The organism is Pseudomonas sp. PLMAX (assembly GCF_046042685.1).
In the GTDB taxonomy this organism is placed as follows: domain Bacteria; phylum Pseudomonadota; class Gammaproteobacteria; order Pseudomonadales; family Pseudomonadaceae; genus Aquipseudomonas; species Aquipseudomonas putida_AE.
The window spans coordinates 2,434,266-2,450,149 of record NZ_CP064949.1; the positions used below are offsets into that span (position 1 = coordinate 2,434,266).

A 15,884-nucleotide genomic window follows, 5' to 3' on the forward strand; every position below is an offset into this window, starting at 1 on the left:
GGGTTGCATGGCGGTTTAGAAATCGCGTTTGTAGAAGATGTCCAGCGAACTGGCCACGCCACCTGCGGCTTCCAGGTAAACATGCGATGGTCAGCCCGGCGGATACGCCGGCGGCGCAGATGCTCAGGCAGACCGAGTTCTGACCACACCACAAATCCCTGTAGGAGCTGGCTTGCCAGCGAAGGCGTCCTTCCCGTCAACAACGATGCTGCCTGATCCACCGCTTTCGCTGGCAAGCCAGCTCCTATGTATGGACTCGCCCCCACTGTCTACCCGCTTTTAAAAAACCGTCGCCCCGTTGCATCTATGTATAAGGCCTATTCGTGGAAGCCGTCTTCGGCTTCTGGCCAAAATTGGAAAAGCTCGTGGTATGCCGATTACATTCAGGCCTCGAAGGCCAGTAGGAGCTTAGGCATCAATCCACGCCGGTCTTACCTGGGGTCAATTTTTTTCAGCAAAGGGTCGGACAGTTGGTACCTCGGTGGCAGAACTCTGTCGCTCAGTGGCTCATCGTTGCCTGCTGGCCATCTCCGGCGTGGCGACGATAAGTCTGGTCATTCTGTAGAAGCACCCAGACGATTCGCAGGTTGCGGTTGGCTAGCCTGATCGCAGCTTCCTTACGACCCAACCGGCTCATCCAGTGCAACAAGCGGCGGTCATCGGGTTGCTGGGAATCAGGTCGTAGTTGTTGCAGCACCGCGTGGGCTCCTTGGATCATCAGGCTGCGTAAATAAGCATCACCTCGCTTGGTCATGTCCCCCAGCCGGATCTTTTCCCCGCTGCTGTGCTGGTCAGGCACCATGCCAAAGTACGCGGCAAACTTGCGGGCATTGGGAAATCGCTCAGGCTTGGTTTCCTTGGCCACCAGGGCCGTGGCTGTGACTGGGCCGATGCCGCGCACAGTCATCAGTCGCTTCGCCGTCATGTCGGCGTTGGCGGCCACTTCCAGGCGTCCCGTCAGTACGCTGATGCGCTCGCCCAAATGGCGCCACTCGGCCAGCAGTTCGTCGATCAGTTCACGCAGCAGGGCCGGCACCGGCTGGGTAGCATCTTCCAGCACCCGCGGAATTTTCTGGCTGATCGCAACATCGCCTTGCGCCAAGGCGACACCGTGCTCGAGCAGCAGGCCGCGCATCTGATTACTGACGGCCGTGCGCCGACGCACATAGCCCTGACGGGCGCGATGCAACGCCTGCATGGCCAGCGCCGCGACGCTTTTGACCGGTACTGCGCAGATTTTTTCATCGCGACCAGCCCGCAGAATCGCCAACGCATCGTTGCGATCATTTTTTGGCCCGCTGCGATGTTTGGCCACCAAACCGGCTGGAAGAATTCGCGCCGAATTACCTTGGTCTTGCAGTTGCCGGGCCCAGGCTTGAGCACCCGGACCGGTCTCCATCAAAACCACAACATGAGGCGGCAACTTTTGGAGAAACTCATAGAACGCCTCGCGCGACTTGATCCGTTGCTCGAAGCGCACCTGGCCGAGAACATCTTCACCGGCGACCTGAAAAACCTGCTTGGCCAGATCGACCGCCAAGGTTGTGCAGGCCGACAAATCGGTAGAAGACAGGGATTGATCAATCGAACTATGCTTTTTCATGGACTCGCCCTCGCTGCCGTTGGCTGTTTAGACTGCCACCGTGGCGCATTGACGCCTCGGCTGGGGCGAGTCCATCCAATTACAGGGATTTGTGGTGTGGTCAGAATTGTACCGTCTGCCTGAGCATCTGCGCCGCCGGCGTATCCACCGGGCTGACCATCGCATGTTTACCTGGAAGCCGCCGGTGGCGTGGCCAGTTCGCTGGACATCTTCTACAAACGCGATTTCTAAACCGCCATGCAACCCTGTAGGAGCTGGCTTGCCAGCGAAAGCGGTGGATCAGGCAGCATCGTTTTTGACGGGAAGGATGCCTTCGCTGGCAAGCCAGCTCCTATGTATGGACTCGCCCCCACTGTCTACCCGCTTTTAAAAAACCGTCGCCCCGTTGCATCTATGTATAAGGCCTATTCGTGGAAGCCGTCTTCGGCTTCTGGCCAAAATTGGAAAAGCTCGTGGTATGCCGATTACATTCAGGCCTCGAAGGCCAGTAGGAGCTTAGGCATCAATCCACGCCGGTCTTACCTGGGGTCAATTTTTTTCAGCAAAGGGTCGGACAGTTGGTACCTCGGTGGCAGAACTCTGTCGCTCAGTGGCTCATCGTTGCCTGCTGGCCATCTCCGGCGTGGCGACGATAAGTCTGGTCATTCTGTAGAAGCACCCAGACGATTCGCAGGTTGCGGTTGGCTAGCCTGATCGCAGCTTCCTTACGACCCAACCGGCTCATCCAGTGCAACAAGCGGCGGTCATCGGGTTGCTGGGAATCAGGTCGTAGTTGTTGCAGCACCGCGTGGGCTCCTTGGATCATCAGGCTGCGTAAATAAGCATCACCTCGCTTGGTCATGTCCCCCAGCCGGATCTTTTCCCCGCTGCTGTGCTGGTCAGGCACCATGCCAAAGTACGCGGCAAACTTGCGGGCATTGGGAAATCGCTCAGGCTTGGTTTCCTTGGCCACCAGGGCCGTGGCGGTGACTGGTCCGATGCCGCGCACAGTCATCAGTCGCTTCGCCGTCATGTCGGCGTTGGCGGCCACTTCCAGGCGTCCCGTCAGTACGCTGATGCGCTCGCCCAAATGGCGCCACTCGGCCAGCAGTTCGTCGATCAGTTCACGCAGCAGGGCCGGCACCGGCTGGGTAGCATCTTCCAGCACCCGCGGAATTTTCTGGCTGATCGCAACATCGCCTTGCGCCAAGGCGACACCGTGCTCGAGCAGCAGGCCGCGCATCTGATTACTGACGGCCGTGCGCCGACGCACATAGCCCTGACGGGCGCGATGCAACGCCTGCATGGCCAGCGCCGCGACGCTTTTGACCGGTACTGCGCAGATTTTTTCATCGCGACCAGCCCGCAGAATCGCCAACGCATCGTTGCGATCATTTTTTGGCCCGCTGCGATGTTTGGCCACCAAACCGGCTGGAAGAATTCGCGCCGAATTACCTTGGTCTTGCAGTTGCCGGGCCCAGGCTTGAGCACCCGGACCGGTCTCCATCAAAACCACAACATGAGGCGGCAACTTTTGGAGAAACTCATAGAACGCCTCGCGCGACTTGATCCGTTGCTCGAAGCGCACCTGGCCGAGAACATCTTCACCGGCGACCTGAAAAACCTGCTTGGCCAGATCGACCGCCAAGGTTGTGCAGGCCGACAAATCGGTAGAAGACAGGGATTGATCAATCGAACTATGCTTTTTCATGGACTCGCCCTCGCTGTCGTTGGCTGTTTAGACTGCCACCGTGGCGCATTGACGCCTCGGCTGGGGCGAGTCCATCCAATTACAGGGATTTGTGGTGTGGTCAGAACTCGGTCTGCCTGAGCATCTGCGCCGCCGGCGTATCCGCCGGGCTGACCATCGCATAGTTATAACCGCTACCCGACCAGTACTCGGCCTGCAAACCGCCATCGCTACGACTGCCCCTCGGCAGCAGGTAGTTCTTCGGCCCCGGCGGGCGCACGTAAAAGCTGATCTTCTGCCCGCCCTGGTTCTCGTAGACCACCATCGCCGCAGGTCCCTGCTCGGTGCTGAGCAAGCGCCCGCTGGCCGGTTTGAATCCCGCGCCCGACAAGTCAGGCAGGCGATTGGCCTGGGTGAAATAACGGTCGAGCCAGCCCTGCATGTCACCTTCGTCGCCGGCCTTGTAGTCGGCCGGCAAGAGGCCTTGCTGGGCAATCAGGCGATAGGCCTGCAGGGCGTCGGTCATCGGTAGCTGGGTGCTGACGAGAGTAACTTCCCGCGCCTGCCAGCCGCCGAACCCGCCGACGCTGACCGCGATCAATAACACTGCGGCGCTGGCCAGGTGGCGACGGGACTGGCGCTTCATGCGTTGGCGAATGACGGCCGGATCAAGGTCGGGGTTGGCCGGCTGCTGCAAGGCGGCACCAAGGGCCGCGCGCAGGTGCTGGGCGTCTTGCTGCCAACCGCGAACCTGCGCGGCCACCAGTGGGTTACTGGCCAGAAAGGTCTCCACCAGGCGCCGGTCTTCCTCGCCGAGCTGATGGTCGACGTATGCGTGCAGGTCGCGCTCGCTGGGGGGCATGCTGATCATTTGAGTCTCCGCAGGGAAGGGCGGTTGATTTCGCCATCGCTGAGTTGGCGCAGGGCCTGGCGAGCCCGGGACAGGCGGGACATCACGGTGCCGGTGGGGACGTCGAGAATCTCGGCGACCTCTTTGTAACTCAGGCCTTCCACCGACACCCACAACAGGAGCGCGCGCTGTTCGGTGGGCAGTCGATCGAAGGCGTCGAGGGTCGATTGGGCGATCACGGTGCGCTCCACGGAAGGCTGCGCATCGTCGCGTCCGGTAAAGAATTCGAGCATTCGGGCATAGCGTCGGGTACGGCGGTGAGCATCGAGAAACTGTCGATACAGAATCGAGAACAACCAGGCGCGCAAGTCGCCTTCGACGCGCCTGCCGCCCCAACTCGACAGCGCCCGCTCAAGGCAGGACTGCACCAGATCGTCGGCGCTGCTGGGGTTGCGCGTCAACGACAGGGCAAACCGCCGCAATCGGGGAATGATTTCTCTCAGTTGTTCGTCGATCTCGTTCATGAAGTTCTGACTAGTCACTACGCTTTGGACTAGGAAGACGCCCGGCACTCGAGGTTATTCCACGACTGAAAAAATAAATACCGCGCGATGGAATAAACCCTCGTGGGGTTCGTCTGCTTGATTCTTCTCACTTGTGGCCGATGGCCCTGGAGTCTTTCATGGTAGATCGATCAACACCGCCAACCCGGCCACCCTTGAGTGGCGCGAGCCTGGTGCTGCGCCTGGCCGGCATTGCCGTGGTCGTCGCCGCAGTGGCTGGGGCGTTTGCCTACGTCAACGGCACCCTTGACCCACAGCGCCTGACCCCGAAAAAGCTGATCAATGTGCTGGAAACCAACAACGGCGTGCATCCGGGGTTCCGGCGCAACCACTCCAAAGGCGTGTGCGTGATCGGCCATTTCGAGAGCAGCTTTGATGCGCGCAGCTTTTCCAGCGCGCAGGTGTTCAATCAGGCACGCACGCCCGTGGTCGGTCGTTTTGCCTTGCCTGCGGGCAACCCTTATGCACCAGACAGCGCGGTGCCTATCCGCAGCATGGCCTTGCGTTTCACCCAGGCCAACGGCCAGCAGTGGCGCACCGGGATGAACAGCATGCCGGTATTTCCGGTGGGCACGCCCGAGGCGTTCTATCAGTTGCAGCAGGCCCAATCACCGGTCCCGGCGACCGGTAAACCAGACCCCGCCGCGGTGCCTGCATTCTTCGCTTCGCACCCGGAATCCGCGCCGTTCCTGGCCTGGATCAAGACCGCCAAACCTTCGGCCAGCTACGTGACCGAAACCTACAACAGCGTCAACGCGTTTTACCTGGTTAACGCCGCAGGACAACGGCAAGCCGTGCGCTGGAGCATGGTGCCGGTGGCCCAGGATGCGCCGGGCGCTACGGCGCCTGCGGGCACCGATTTCCTGGAGAAGGATCTGGTTCAGCGCATCGCCGCAGGGCCGTTGCGTTGGCAGTTGAACATCATCCTGGCCAACCCCGGCGATCCGGTCAACGACGCGAGCAAGGCCTGGCCAGAGGGGCGCAAAGTGTTGAACGCGGGGACATTGGTCCTTGAAAGCACCCAGTCGCAACTCAACGGCGAATGCCGTGACATCAACTACGACCCGCTGGTGTTGCCTGCCGGGATCGAAGGTTCCGACGACCCATTGCTCGCCGCTCGCTCGGCCGGTTATTCCAATTCCTACCTGCGTCGCACCAGTGAAGTCAGCCAGTTGCCCGCCGCCAAACAGGAGGCCCAGCAATGAGCACTCAAACGAAGCATTTCGCCCCCCTGGCGCGCCTGCTGCACTGGCTGATGGCACTCATGGTTATGGCCATGCTGTTTATCGGCGCCGGCATGGTCGCTTCGGTGTCCGAGCGTCATGAATGGCTGATACACCTGCACAAGCCGTTGGGAGTCGCCATCCTGCTGCTGGTGATCGTGCGCCTGGCGGTGCGCTTCTCGACACAACAACCCCCGTTGCCGGCCGACCTGCCGGGTTGGCAAGTGCTGGCGGCCAAGGCATCGCATGTTTTGCTGTACGCCTTGATGCTGGTATTGCCGTTGTTGGGCTGGGCGATGATCTCGGCGTCAGGCGAACCGGTGATGCTCAGCAGCTCATTGCAGTTGCCATCGATTGTGCCAGCCAATGCGCAGGTGTTCGCGTTCCTGCGCAAGGCCCACGGGTATCTGGCGTATCTGCTGTTCCTGACCGTGCTGCTGCATCTGGCGGCGGCGTTGTTTCATGGTTGGGTGCGGCGCGATGAGGTGCTGGACAGCATGTTGCGAGGCAAGGACCGCGGTTAATCGCCGCCTGAAAAAAGATCGCAGCCTTCGGCAGCTCCTACAGAGATACGCCGATCCCTGTAGGAGCTGCCGAAGGCTGCGATCTTTTGATCTTAAAAATAATCAAAACAACCTTTCAACCCTCTCCGCAAACGGACTCCAACAGATCTTCTCACTCCGCACCTGTCAACTTTGACAGTATCGCTCCTCTGATAAAGCACGTTCAATGTTCCCAGACTGCAGTGGCCCCGAATGAGGTCAGTCCCACAACACTGATCGTGTTATTCAGGGAGACGAACCATGTTCGAAATCGCAGGTGTGCGTTTGATGCGGCGTGCTGTATCGGCGCTATGCGTAATTTCGTTGGCGGCATTGCTGGGTGCCTGTACCCATCCCTCGCCACCGAATTCCAATGAACCGAAAAAATGGGTCGTCGAGAATGTGGCCAGCAAGACCACGGCAGAGCTGTATGCCGATGTGATTGCACCGGGGGTGTTTGAGCGTTCGGGGTCGCAGGTTATTGATGGGTATACCGTTGAGAGCGGGAATTTGCGGATGCTGGACAAGTCTATGGGATCGTTGGTGACAGTCAGGTCTGCGGATGGGAGCCTGACTGCGGCTGTGGAGAAATCTGGTAAAAGTGGATGGCTGGTGATCAATAGCAAAGGTGAGGGGCGCTTCCTTTCTAACCCGCCTGTAGATTACTCGTTACTGGATACGATTGTAGACAAGGCAAAAACCGAAGGGGCGAAGTCGTCTGGAAAGGCCGGTCCTTATGTCATTGATATGTTTATTGGATTTACTCGCAAGGCAGTTCAGGCAGGCGGGGGGGATGCAACCGCCAACGCATTGGCTTTGGTGGAAAGTGTGAATCTGGCTCTGCGCAACTCTCTGGTTAATAATGTTTCGATGAGGCTGGTGGGGATTCAAGTCATTGAACAAAACTATCCGGTGACTGGCGCAACATTGTAGCGAACAGAGGCGTTGTTTGCTGAGGGTATCAGGAAATTTGACCCGGATATGATCTATGGTGCTTTTGGCGGTGACCCTGCTGATACTGCCGGAGGGCTGGCCTGGACGAGATACAGGACCTCAATTGGGCATAATAACTATGCAGTTTTCCGTCATGAAGTAGGGCATAACGCGAGTGGAGGCGATTGTTATGTGCCAGGATCATCATATAGGCATGGAATGGATAACGGTAAAACTCAAACCATTCAATGTGGAAACTGCGCCCCGTATTATTCAACTCCCGCGGTGCGTGATTCTTATGGTTTGCCGATTGGCGATGCGGCGACCGCAGACATGGCCAGAGCCTGGCGCGAGAACGCTGAGCGGCTATCTTCCTACTCTAAATCTATATCCCCGGCTATGAACTTCAGAAAAACCGGATCAACATTAACTATAGTTACATTCGGCTGGGATCCATCAAGTGAGGCTGTTCGGTACGATGTGTACGCAACAATACTTTCTGGTTCAGAGATACGAAAAGTAAAGGAGGTCAAGGGTTTGACTTACACAGTGTGGGACTCTTTCGGCAGAACAATCTACTTTGTCAAAGCCGTTGATGCCAACGGGAAAGAATCTGTATTGAGCAACGGAGCTTCTCGGTAAAGTTTTGATGACCTGATCTCCTGAGAGATCAGGTCATGTTTACCGTCAACGCAAGTTATCAACCATCTCGGCAATAGTGGTCAACACATCCTTCCCCAACTGCTTCGACCGTTTCCCCGACCACCCCGTCAACGGATTCGGATGATCATCATGATCCTTGAACGGCATTTCCAGGGTCAGCGACAGGCAGTCGTACTTCTGGCCAACGCTGTTGCACGCCAGGGTCATGTTGGCTTGACCCGGTTCGTCGCGGGTGTAGCCGTGTTTGGTCTGGAAGTCCTTGGTGGTGTGTTTCAGGTGGCTGCGGAAGTGCTCTTCGAGTTTTTCGATGCGCGGCGTGTAGCCTGGATTGCCTTCGCAACCGGCGGTGAACACGTGGGGGATTTCCTCGTCACCGTGGACGTCGAGGAACAGGTCGACGCCGTACTGTTCCATCTGCTGCTGGACGAAAAAGACTTCCGGGCTGATCTCCTGGCTGGCGCTTTGCCAGGCGCGGTTCAGGTCCTGGCCCATGGCATTGGTGCGCAGGTGACCGTGGAAGGCGCCGTCCGGGTTCATGTTGGGCACCAGGTACAGATCGGCGCTGGCCAGCAGTTTGTTCAGCACCGGGTCGTCGTGTCTTTCCAGGCGCTCGATCACGCCCTCCATGAACCACTCGGCCATGTGTTCGCCGGGATGTTGCTGGGCAATGATCCACACCTTGCGCTGGCCTTCGGCACCGGTGCCTTTGCGCAGCAGCTGGATGTCGCGACCTTCGACACTCTTGCCGGTGGCCAGCAGTTCGGTGCCGGCCTTGGTCAGCGCCTGCTCGATCAACCAGTCATGACGACCCCGGCTGTAGGGTTCGAAGTAGGCGAACCAGGCGTGGGTCTGTTCAGCTTCAAGGCTGAAGCGCAGGCAGTCGCCCTCGAAAATGGTCGGCACGCGGAACCAGTTGACGTGGTCGTAGGACGCTACCGCTTGATAACCGGTCCAGGCCTTGTTGTAGGAGGACTGGCTGGCATTGTTCAGGCGAAACCAATGGTCCTGGCCGACATGCAGGCCGCTGGCCTTGAAGTGGAACCACTGGAAATGGTTGCTCTTGGTGTCGGGGCGGATGGCCAGCAGGGGCTTGAGCGGGTCGCTGACATCGATGACCTGGATGTTGCCGCTGTCGAAGTTGGCAGTGATTTCGAGCGAGGATTTGGCCACGGTCAGGGTTCCTGATTAGATTTTTATGGCGGCTACTTTACACGCAAGCTTAGAGGGTTAGCAGCGCGGATAAAACGTTTCACCCGGCCTGCTGCGGTTTGCATTTCTGTCGTGTTACCACACGCACCTTATTGTGGCCGTAAGGTGACAACTTGGGGCATTTCAACTCGCCTGCTGCGACGTACCGGGCTGGAGCCGAGCCTTCCTGTAGACCAATACATCAATCCAATCAGATACCTGCACATGCGGCACGTAACTTGGCATGCAATGTGCTTTTTTGGATATATGGATAATTGGATACAAAAATACAAAAGGTGCACCGATGAAATTCGCCCCTGCCTATACCGAGCGCCAACCCGTCACCGCCGAAGAGGAGGCCTACAACTTTCTCCTGGAGGCGATCTGTAAAGGCCGTTACCGCACCGGTGAGCGCCTGATTGCCGAGGACATCGCCGGGGAAATCGGCATGAGCCGCATGCCGGTGCGCGAGGCCTTCCGGCGCCTGGATGCCGATGGCCTGGTGACGTTACGGCCCAATCGCGGCGCGATCGTACGCGGTCTGAACATCGAGGAGATGCGGGAAGTCTTCGAGATGCGCAGCGCCCTTGAAGGCCTGGCCATCCGGGTCGCCGTGACGAAACTCAGCGAGCGCCATTTCAGCCATCTCGAGCGCCTGCTCGACGAGATGGACGATTACCGGGAGGACGGCGCCGAGTGGGTCAGCCGCCATCGGGCCTTCCATGAATACCTGTGCAGCCTGAGTGAACGGCCGCGCCTGATGCGCCAGATATCGGCACTGTATTCGGTGATCGAACCGCACATGCGCCTGTGGCTGCAACACGCCGACAAACCCCGCAGCGCCCGGGACGAGCACGCCTCGATCATTGCCGCACTGCGTTCGGGCGATCCGGACAAGGCGGCCGCGGTGGTGTGCGAACACATCGAAGGCACCATTCCGCGACTGATTCACTTTCTCGAAGCCCACCAATAGCCCAGAAACCACACCCCTTGTAGGAGCCGGCTTGCCGGCGAAGGCGGCCGAATGAGCGAAGCAAGACTCAAGCGCCAATCGCTGGCAAGCCAGCTCCTACAGGGACACCGTTGCAGCCCACTGGAGTCATGCCCATGCACAAGCCTTGCGCGTTAGTTGCCGTGTTCACCTTGAGTCTGTGTTCGCAGTGGGCGTTCGCCGCCCCCGAGTTACCCGAGCGATTGAGCAAGAGCGAGAAGATCGTCTATTGCTCCGGCATGGATTCCCCTCCGTTGGTGTCGTTCGACGTGAAGCAAAAACCGGTGGGGTTGCAGGTCGACATGGGCGAAGCGATTGCCCAGCGCCTGGGTGACAAAAAGGTCGAGTGGCGCATCTCGCCTTTCGCCGGGCTGATCCCGGCGCTGCTGGCGCAGCAGTGCGACATGATCGTCGATCAGCTGTTCGACAAGCCCGAACGCCGCGAGGTGATCGACATCGTCAACTTCATGTATTCCAGCCAATCCATCGTGGTGCCCAAGGGCAACCCGAAAGGGGTGAATACCCTGGAGGACCTGTCCGGGCTCAAGGTCGCGGTCAGTAACGGTTCGACCATCCGGGTACTGTTGGGCAAGGAAAACGAAAAACTCGAAGCGGCTGGCAAGGCGCCGATGAAACTGGTGGTGTACAACGTCGACGCCGATGCGTTCCAGGCCTTGCGCATCAATCAGGTGGACGCCTTCGGCACCACGGTCGAATCCGCCGGGCATTACCAGCAACTCGCCCCTGACCTTTTCCAGTCGGCGGTGCCGGCGTTCAACCGCATCCTCACCGGCTTCGGTGTGCGCAAGAGCGACCCGCAGCTGACCGTGGCCTTGACCGAAGTCCTGCAAGGCATGCGCGCCGACGGCAGTTACGCCGCGCTCCTCAGTAAATGGCACGTCGACAGCGACAAACTGGACTGAGGGCAAACCGGATGAATTTCAATTGGGATGTGTTCTGGCAGTACCTGTTGCAGCCCAGCGATGTCTACCTGACGGGGCTGTGGCTGACCTGCCTGATCAGCGTGTCGGCGATGTTGCTCGGTTGCGTGCTGGGGCTGATCGCGGCGTTGATGAAGCTGTCGAGTAATCCGCTGTTGCAGTACCCGGTGCGCTTTTATGTCTGGCTGATGCGCGGCACGCCGTTGCTGGTGCAGATCGTGTTTCTGTACACGGCATTGGCGGCAGGGGGGATATTCCGCTTCGAAGACCTGGACCTCGGCTGGTTCATCGTGCCGGGCAACATCCAGGCGGCGATCATCGCCCTGGGCCTGAATGAAGGCGCGTACATGGCGGAGATCATCCGCGCCGGCATCGGTGCGGTGGACAAGGGCCAATACGAAGCCGGGCGATCCCTGGGCATGACCTTTGCCAAGTTGATGCGGCGCATCGTCCTGCCCCAGGCGTTCCGGGTGATCGTGCCGCCGCTGGGCAACGAGTTCAACGTGATGCTGAAAAACACCACGCTGGTCAGCGTCATCGGGGTGCAGGAATTGCTTCTCAGTACACAAATGGTGACCTCGGCGACGTTCCGGGTGTTCGAGTTGTACCTGGTCGTGGCCATCTACTTCCTGGCATTGACCACGTTGTGGGGCTTTTTCCAGCGCTGGCTGGAACAACGTTTCGGCCAGTCTGATCGTCCGGCACCGGCTGCCAGCCGGATGTTCGGCCGCAACACCATGAAACTGTTGAGGGGGCGTTGAGATGGCGCGCATGAGTGAAGAGCTGGTCATCGAGGCGCTGGATATTCACAAGTCTTTCGGTGACCTGGAAATTCTCAAGGGCATTTCACTGCAAGTGAAACGTGGTGAAGTGGTGGTGCTGATCGGCGCTTCCGGTTCCGGCAAAACCACCTTTATCCGCTGCATCAATCTGCTGGAAGAGATTCAATCCGGGCAGATCCGCGTCGGCGGTCGGCCCATGGGCTACCGCACCCGGGCCGATGGCAGCCTGGCCCGGGACTCGGAACGCAACATTGCCCGCCAGCGCCGGGACATCGGCATGGTGTTTCAGCGTTTCAACCTGTTCCCGCACATGACGGCCCTGGAAAACATCATCGAAGCGCCGATCCAGGTGCTCGGTGTGTCGCGCGCGGCAGCGCTGGAACAGGCGAGGGCGCTGCTCAAGCGCGTCGGGTTGGCGGAAAAGGCCGATCACTATCCGTCGATGTTGTCCGGTGGCCAGCAGCAGCGGGTGGCCATTGCCCGGGCGCTGGCCATGAAGCCCCAGGCGATGCTATTCGACGAGCCCACCAGCGCCCTGGACCCGGAGACGGTGGGCGAAGTCTTGCAAGTGATGAAGGAGCTGGCCGAGGAGGGCATGACCATGGTCGTGGTCACCCACGAAATGGGTTTTGCCCGGGAAGTGGCCGACCGGGTGGTGGTGCTCGATCAAGGTGAGTTGATCGAGCAGGGACCACCCGAACAGATCTTCAGCCAGCCCAAGCATGCCCGTACCCGTGCCTTTCTGAGCCGCGTGCTTTGAGTCCATCAAACAAATTTGTGTGAGTCCTGCCATGTTCAATTTTTCTGCCCATGAGTACCCCTACGCCTCACAACGTCAAAGTGTCTTCGCCAAACGCGGCATGGTCGCCGCGTCGCAGCCATTGGCCGCCGAAGCCGGGATTGAAATGATGCGTCGCGGTGGCAATGCCATCGATGCCGCCATCGCCACGGCCGCGGCCCTGACGGTGGTCGAACCCACCGGTTGCGGGATCGGCGGCGACGCCTTCGCGTTGGTCTGGACGCAAAACAAGCTGCACGGTCTGAACGCCAACGGTGCGGCCCCGCAGGGTCTGAGCATCGAGGCGGTGAGGGCGGCCGGTCATGAAAAGATGCCGCTGCATGGCTGGACGCCCGTGACCGTGCCGGGCTGTCCATCCGCCTGGGCAGAGTTGTCCACGCGTTTCGGTCGTCTGCCCTTTGCTGATGTGTTGCAGCCAGCGATCAGCCTGGCGCGGGATGGGTTTCCAGTGTCGCCGGTGGTTGCGCTGCAGTGGCAAACCGCGCTGCAAGACTTCACCCCGGATCGTAACGAGGTGCTGGAAAGCTGGTTCGAAACCTTTCTGATTGACGGCCGCGCACCGCGCGCAGGTGAACTGTTTCGCAATCCGGCCCAGGCACGCACCTTGAGTGAACTGGCGGCCACCGGTTGCGAAAGCTTTTATCGAGGGGCGCTGGCGCAACGCCTGGATGCCCATTCGCGCGCCACGGGCGGCTATCTGCGCGCCAGTGATTTGCAAGACTACCGCGCCCAGTGGGTCGAGCCGATCAAGGTCAACTACCGCGGCGTCGACGTCTGGGAGATTCCACCGAGCGGCCAGGGACTCGTGGCCCTGATGACGCTGAAGATTCTCGAGGGTTTCGATTTCGACCACCGTGACAGCCAACAGACCTGGCACCGTCAGCTCGAAGCCATGAAACTCGCCTACAGCGATGGCCTGCACTACATCACAGACCCGCAGCACATGCGGGTCGCCGTGGACGACCTGCTGAGCGACGCCTACGCCAGCCATCGCCGGGCACAGATCGGTGAACGCGCGGTGGCACCACAACCGGGAGACCCCCATGCCAGTGGCACCGTCTACCTGGCCACCGCCGACGCCGACGGCAACATGGTTTCATTCATCCAGAGCAATTATCACGGTTTCGGTTCCGGCGTGGTGTTGCCGGACAGCGGCATCGCCCTGCAAAACCGCGGTGAGGAGTTCAGTCTTGATCCCGCTCACGCCAATTGCCTGGCACCCGGGAAAAAGACCTTCCACACCATCATTCCCGGGTTTCTCAGCAAGAACGGTGAGGCGCTGGGACCTTTCGGCGTGATGGGCGGCTACATGCAGCCGCAGGGGCATGTGCAGATGGTCATGAACCTGGTGGATTTCGGGCTAAACCCACAAGCGGCCCTGGATGCACCGCGCTGGCAGTGGTTGGGCGAAATGAAGGTGGGCATCGAGCAGGACGCTTCGCGAGACATGGCGGCGGCACTGGCACGGCGCGGGCACGAAGTGCAGGTGGTGTGCGATCGCACGAGTTACGGGCGTGGACAGATCATCCTGCGCGACCCTGAAACCGGTGTGTTGTGTGGCGGGACCGAGCCGCGTGCGGACTCGCATATAGCCGTGTATTGATGGCCTGAAGGGGGGGCGTCCTCCCTGACGCCGTCGCAGCTTAGAGATTATGCGATTGATTCTCAAGTGCTATTTGCCATTACTTTGCCCCAATGCCACAAGGCTTCTCTTGCCAACTGATGTTCTTTTGATATGATCCGCGCCATCGAATTTGCGACACATCAAGACTTCATTAGCCTGAAGCCATAAGCCAGAAAACTGGCAAAAAAAGACCCGGCAAAAAGCCGGGTCAAAAACCGTGATTAGCCTGATGAGGAGATAGTCCAGGAGACCGACCTAAGGTCACCTGGTCCATCGACTGATCTCGCGACCAGCTGATGCAATAATAATCATTCTCGTTTGCAAGTCAAACGATTTTGTCTGCGCGTCAGGAAAACTCTTTCCTGTCCTCCTGTTCGGCACCTACCTGCTAGCCATTCCTGCCGCCCTCCAGGGAGCGGTTCAGCATTGCCTTTGCCATGTCGATCATGTGCACGGTCGAAAGCGCCAGGTCCCGATGCGCACCGTGCAGGTGACTGGCTGACTCGTAGGCAGTGGCGGCGGCGCAACGCAGCAGCCCGGAAGCATGCACCAGGGCTTCCTCGATGCTGATGTTACGGTTTACGTCAAACCAATGCTCCTGCACGCCTGCCTCTGCAACAGCTGGTTTCAAGTAATAATCCAGCGCGCGCTGTGCGGCGGCAGAGCCCTGGGGAGTGTGGAGGGACGTATCGATTTGCACGTCGGGCAAGTCGTTGCTGGGTGGATTCATGATCAAGGCGAGCTCCGTGATAAATTCAGGTCCGTGATCTCATCCTAATACGTTACGTATTTGTGACAATAGTATTAATAATACATTTTGTGTTTTGCCGGGCGAGGGCCGCCACGTATCGTGCCGCACATGGATAAATGGATAGAATTGGTCAAGGCCAAGATGAGTGAACTCAAGATCACTCAGGAAATACTCGCCGACCGCCTCGGGATGTCCCAGGGCGGCATCGGGCATTGGTTGACCAAACGCCGTCAGCCCGGCATCGACGACATGAATCGAGTCCTGCAGGCGCTGGGCCTGGACTTTCTCGAGGTGGCGCTGGTGATTCGCGAGCCTGCGCACGAACACAATGATGAGGTTTGCCTGACGCAAAAGTACAACCCGTACTTTCGCTACCCGGTCAGTGACTGGCGGGACACCGCGCAGGTGCGCGATGGAGAGCAGGCGCCGTACCGTTTCGAACTGTCCGACTACCACGCCCGAGGCGCGGCGTTCTGGTTGACCGTGGTGGGTGATGCGATGACCGCACCCAGTGGCCCCAGCGTGGCCGAGGGCATGTTGATCCTGGTGGACCCGGATGTGGAAGCGGTGCCGGGCAAACTGGTGATCGCGCAATGGCCTGACAGCAGCGAGGCGATTTTCCGCAAGTTGAGCGAAGAGGGCGGGCAGCGTTACCTGGTCCCGCTCAATCCAACATACCCGAAAAGCCTGTTCAGCGAAGAATGCCGAATCATCGGCGTGGTGGTCCAGGCCACCGTGAAGTTCTAGCCCGGCCGGCCCGCG

General features: G+C 59.3%; 17 protein-coding genes. 11 read left to right on the forward strand and 6 right to left on the reverse strand.

All coding sequences use genetic code 11. The annotated features are described in order from the left end of the window. Positions 1-62: 62 nt before the first annotated feature. Positions 63-143 (forward strand): hypothetical protein, encoded by an 81-nt coding sequence (locus DKB71_RS11180; protein ID WP_408601086.1) that lies wholly within the window; start codon positions 63-65, stop codon positions 141-143. A gap of 356 nt (positions 144-499) precedes the next feature. Here DKB71_RS11180 and DKB71_RS11185 read toward each other — a convergent pair whose 3' ends face one another. The 4 genes from DKB71_RS11185 to DKB71_RS11200 form a co-directional block, all read right to left on the reverse strand. After that, entirely contained in the window at positions 500-1,558 is a 1,059-nt protein-coding gene (locus DKB71_RS11185; protein ID WP_274078160.1) for an IS110 family transposase, read from the reverse strand. Between the two features lie 631 nt (positions 1,559-2,189). Then, positions 2,190-3,248 (reverse strand): IS110 family transposase, encoded by a 1,059-nt coding sequence (locus tag DKB71_RS11190; RefSeq protein ID WP_274078160.1) that lies wholly within the window; start codon positions 3,246-3,248, stop codon positions 2,190-2,192. A 145-nt stretch (positions 3,249-3,393) separates the two neighbouring features. After that, entirely contained in the window at positions 3,394-4,143 is a 750-nt protein-coding gene (locus DKB71_RS11195; RefSeq protein WP_408600394.1) for an anti-sigma factor family protein, read from the reverse strand. Continuing rightward, positions 4,140-4,646: an RNA polymerase sigma factor gene (locus tag DKB71_RS11200; protein ID WP_274076571.1), complete on the reverse strand. Its 507-nt coding sequence runs from the start codon at positions 4,644-4,646 to the stop codon at positions 4,140-4,142. Before DKB71_RS11200 ends, DKB71_RS11195 begins: the two co-directional genes overlap by 4 nt. A gap of 158 nt (positions 4,647-4,804) precedes the next feature. Between DKB71_RS11200 and DKB71_RS11205 the strand changes: the two genes are divergently transcribed. The 4 genes from DKB71_RS11205 to DKB71_RS11220 all read left to right on the forward strand — a co-directional run bounded on the left by DKB71_RS11205 (position 4,805) and on the right by DKB71_RS11220 (position 8,025). Beyond that, complete coding sequence (locus tag DKB71_RS11205) at positions 4,805-5,890, forward strand: catalase family peroxidase (RefSeq protein WP_408600395.1); 1,086 nt, start codon at positions 4,805-4,807, stop codon at positions 5,888-5,890. Next, positions 5,887-6,432 (forward strand): cytochrome b, encoded by a 546-nt coding sequence (locus DKB71_RS11210; RefSeq protein ID WP_408600396.1) that lies wholly within the window; start codon positions 5,887-5,889, stop codon positions 6,430-6,432. The genes DKB71_RS11205 and DKB71_RS11210 overlap by 4 nt, the downstream gene beginning before the upstream one ends. A 279-nt stretch (positions 6,433-6,711) precedes the next feature. Beyond that, on the forward strand, positions 6,712-7,383 hold the full coding sequence (locus DKB71_RS11215) for a hypothetical protein (RefSeq protein ID WP_408600397.1): 672 nt from the start codon (positions 6,712-6,714) through the stop codon (positions 7,381-7,383). A gap of 12 nt (positions 7,384-7,395) precedes the next feature. Continuing rightward, positions 7,396-8,025 carry a hypothetical protein gene (locus tag DKB71_RS11220; RefSeq protein ID WP_408600398.1) on the forward strand — a complete coding sequence of 210 codons (630 nt, stop codon included), beginning with the start codon at positions 7,396-7,398 and terminating at the stop codon, positions 8,023-8,025. Between the two features lie 45 nt (positions 8,026-8,070). Here DKB71_RS11220 and DKB71_RS11225 read toward each other — a convergent pair whose 3' ends face one another. Beyond that, positions 8,071-9,222, reverse strand: a complete 1,152-nt coding sequence (locus tag DKB71_RS11225; RefSeq protein WP_408601087.1) for a M14-type cytosolic carboxypeptidase — start codon at positions 9,220-9,222, stop codon at positions 8,071-8,073. Between the two features lie 316 nt (positions 9,223-9,538). Here DKB71_RS11225 and DKB71_RS11230 point away from each other — a divergent pair, with 316 nt between their 5' ends. The 5 genes from DKB71_RS11230 (at position 9,539) to DKB71_RS11250 (ending at position 14,350) form a co-directional block, all read left to right on the forward strand. Further along, complete coding sequence (locus tag DKB71_RS11230; RefSeq protein ID WP_408600399.1) at positions 9,539-10,207, forward strand: GntR family transcriptional regulator; 669 nt, start codon at positions 9,539-9,541, stop codon at positions 10,205-10,207. A 134-nt stretch (positions 10,208-10,341) separates the two neighbouring features. Further along, complete coding sequence (locus DKB71_RS11235) at positions 10,342-11,148, forward strand: ABC transporter substrate-binding protein (protein WP_408600400.1); 807 nt, start codon at positions 10,342-10,344, stop codon at positions 11,146-11,148. Positions 11,149-11,159: 11 nt separating this feature from the next. Then, the gene (locus DKB71_RS11240; protein WP_274076566.1) at positions 11,160-11,927 is read left to right on the forward strand and encodes an amino acid ABC transporter permease; all 768 of its coding nucleotides are present in this window, start codon (positions 11,160-11,162) and stop codon (positions 11,925-11,927) included. 1 nt (position 11,928) lies between these two features. Continuing rightward, entirely contained in the window at positions 11,929-12,708 is a 780-nt protein-coding gene (locus DKB71_RS11245) for an amino acid ABC transporter ATP-binding protein (RefSeq protein WP_408600401.1), read from the forward strand. 31 nt (positions 12,709-12,739) lie between these two features. Further along, the gene (locus tag DKB71_RS11250; protein ID WP_408600402.1) at positions 12,740-14,350 is read left to right on the forward strand and encodes a gamma-glutamyltransferase family protein; all 1,611 of its coding nucleotides are present in this window, start codon (positions 12,740-12,742) and stop codon (positions 14,348-14,350) included. A gap of 409 nt (positions 14,351-14,759) precedes the next feature. Here the strand turns inward: DKB71_RS11250 and DKB71_RS11255 are convergent, their stop codons facing one another. After that, positions 14,760-15,101 carry a DUF6124 family protein gene (locus DKB71_RS11255; protein ID WP_408600403.1) on the reverse strand — a complete coding sequence of 114 codons (342 nt, stop codon included), beginning with the start codon at positions 15,099-15,101 and terminating at the stop codon, positions 14,760-14,762. Positions 15,102-15,230: 129 nt separating this feature from the next. Between DKB71_RS11255 and DKB71_RS11260 the strand changes: the two genes are divergently transcribed. Then, on the forward strand, positions 15,231-15,869 hold the full coding sequence (locus DKB71_RS11260) for a LexA family protein (RefSeq protein ID WP_408600404.1): 639 nt from the start codon (positions 15,231-15,233) through the stop codon (positions 15,867-15,869). Positions 15,870-15,884 lie beyond the last annotated feature (15 nt).

Excerpts from the sequence above, each read along its gene's own strand:
- DKB71_RS11210 (WP_408600396.1), top strand. The coding sequence starts at position 5,887 with ATGAGCACTCAAACGAAGCATTTCGCCCCCCTGGCGCGCCTGCTGCAC.
- DKB71_RS11215 (WP_408600397.1), top strand. The coding sequence starts at position 6,712 with ATGTTCGAAATCGCAGGTGTGCGTTTGATGCGGCGTGCTGTATCGGCG.
- DKB71_RS11260 (WP_408600404.1), top strand. The coding sequence starts at position 15,231 with ATGGATAAATGGATAGAATTGGTCAAGGCCAAGATGAGTGAACTCAAG.
- DKB71_RS11235 (WP_408600400.1), top strand. The coding sequence starts at position 10,342 with ATGCACAAGCCTTGCGCGTTAGTTGCCGTGTTCACCTTGAGTCTGTGT.
- DKB71_RS11200 (WP_274076571.1), bottom strand. The coding sequence starts at position 4,646 with ATGAACGAGATCGACGAACAACTGAGAGAAATCATTCCCCGATTGCGG.
- DKB71_RS11230 (WP_408600399.1), top strand. The coding sequence starts at position 9,539 with ATGAAATTCGCCCCTGCCTATACCGAGCGCCAACCCGTCACCGCCGAA.
- DKB71_RS11245 (WP_408600401.1), top strand. The coding sequence starts at position 11,929 with ATGGCGCGCATGAGTGAAGAGCTGGTCATCGAGGCGCTGGATATTCAC.
- DKB71_RS11195 (WP_408600394.1), bottom strand. The coding sequence starts at position 4,143 with ATGATCAGCATGCCCCCCAGCGAGCGCGACCTGCACGCATACGTCGAC.
- DKB71_RS11205 (WP_408600395.1), top strand. The coding sequence starts at position 4,805 with ATGGTAGATCGATCAACACCGCCAACCCGGCCACCCTTGAGTGGCGCG.
- DKB71_RS11240 (WP_274076566.1), top strand. The coding sequence starts at position 11,160 with ATGAATTTCAATTGGGATGTGTTCTGGCAGTACCTGTTGCAGCCCAGC.
- DKB71_RS11255 (WP_408600403.1), bottom strand. The coding sequence starts at position 15,101 with ATGAATCCACCCAGCAACGACTTGCCCGACGTGCAAATCGATACGTCC.
- DKB71_RS11250 (WP_408600402.1), top strand. The coding sequence starts at position 12,740 with ATGTTCAATTTTTCTGCCCATGAGTACCCCTACGCCTCACAACGTCAA.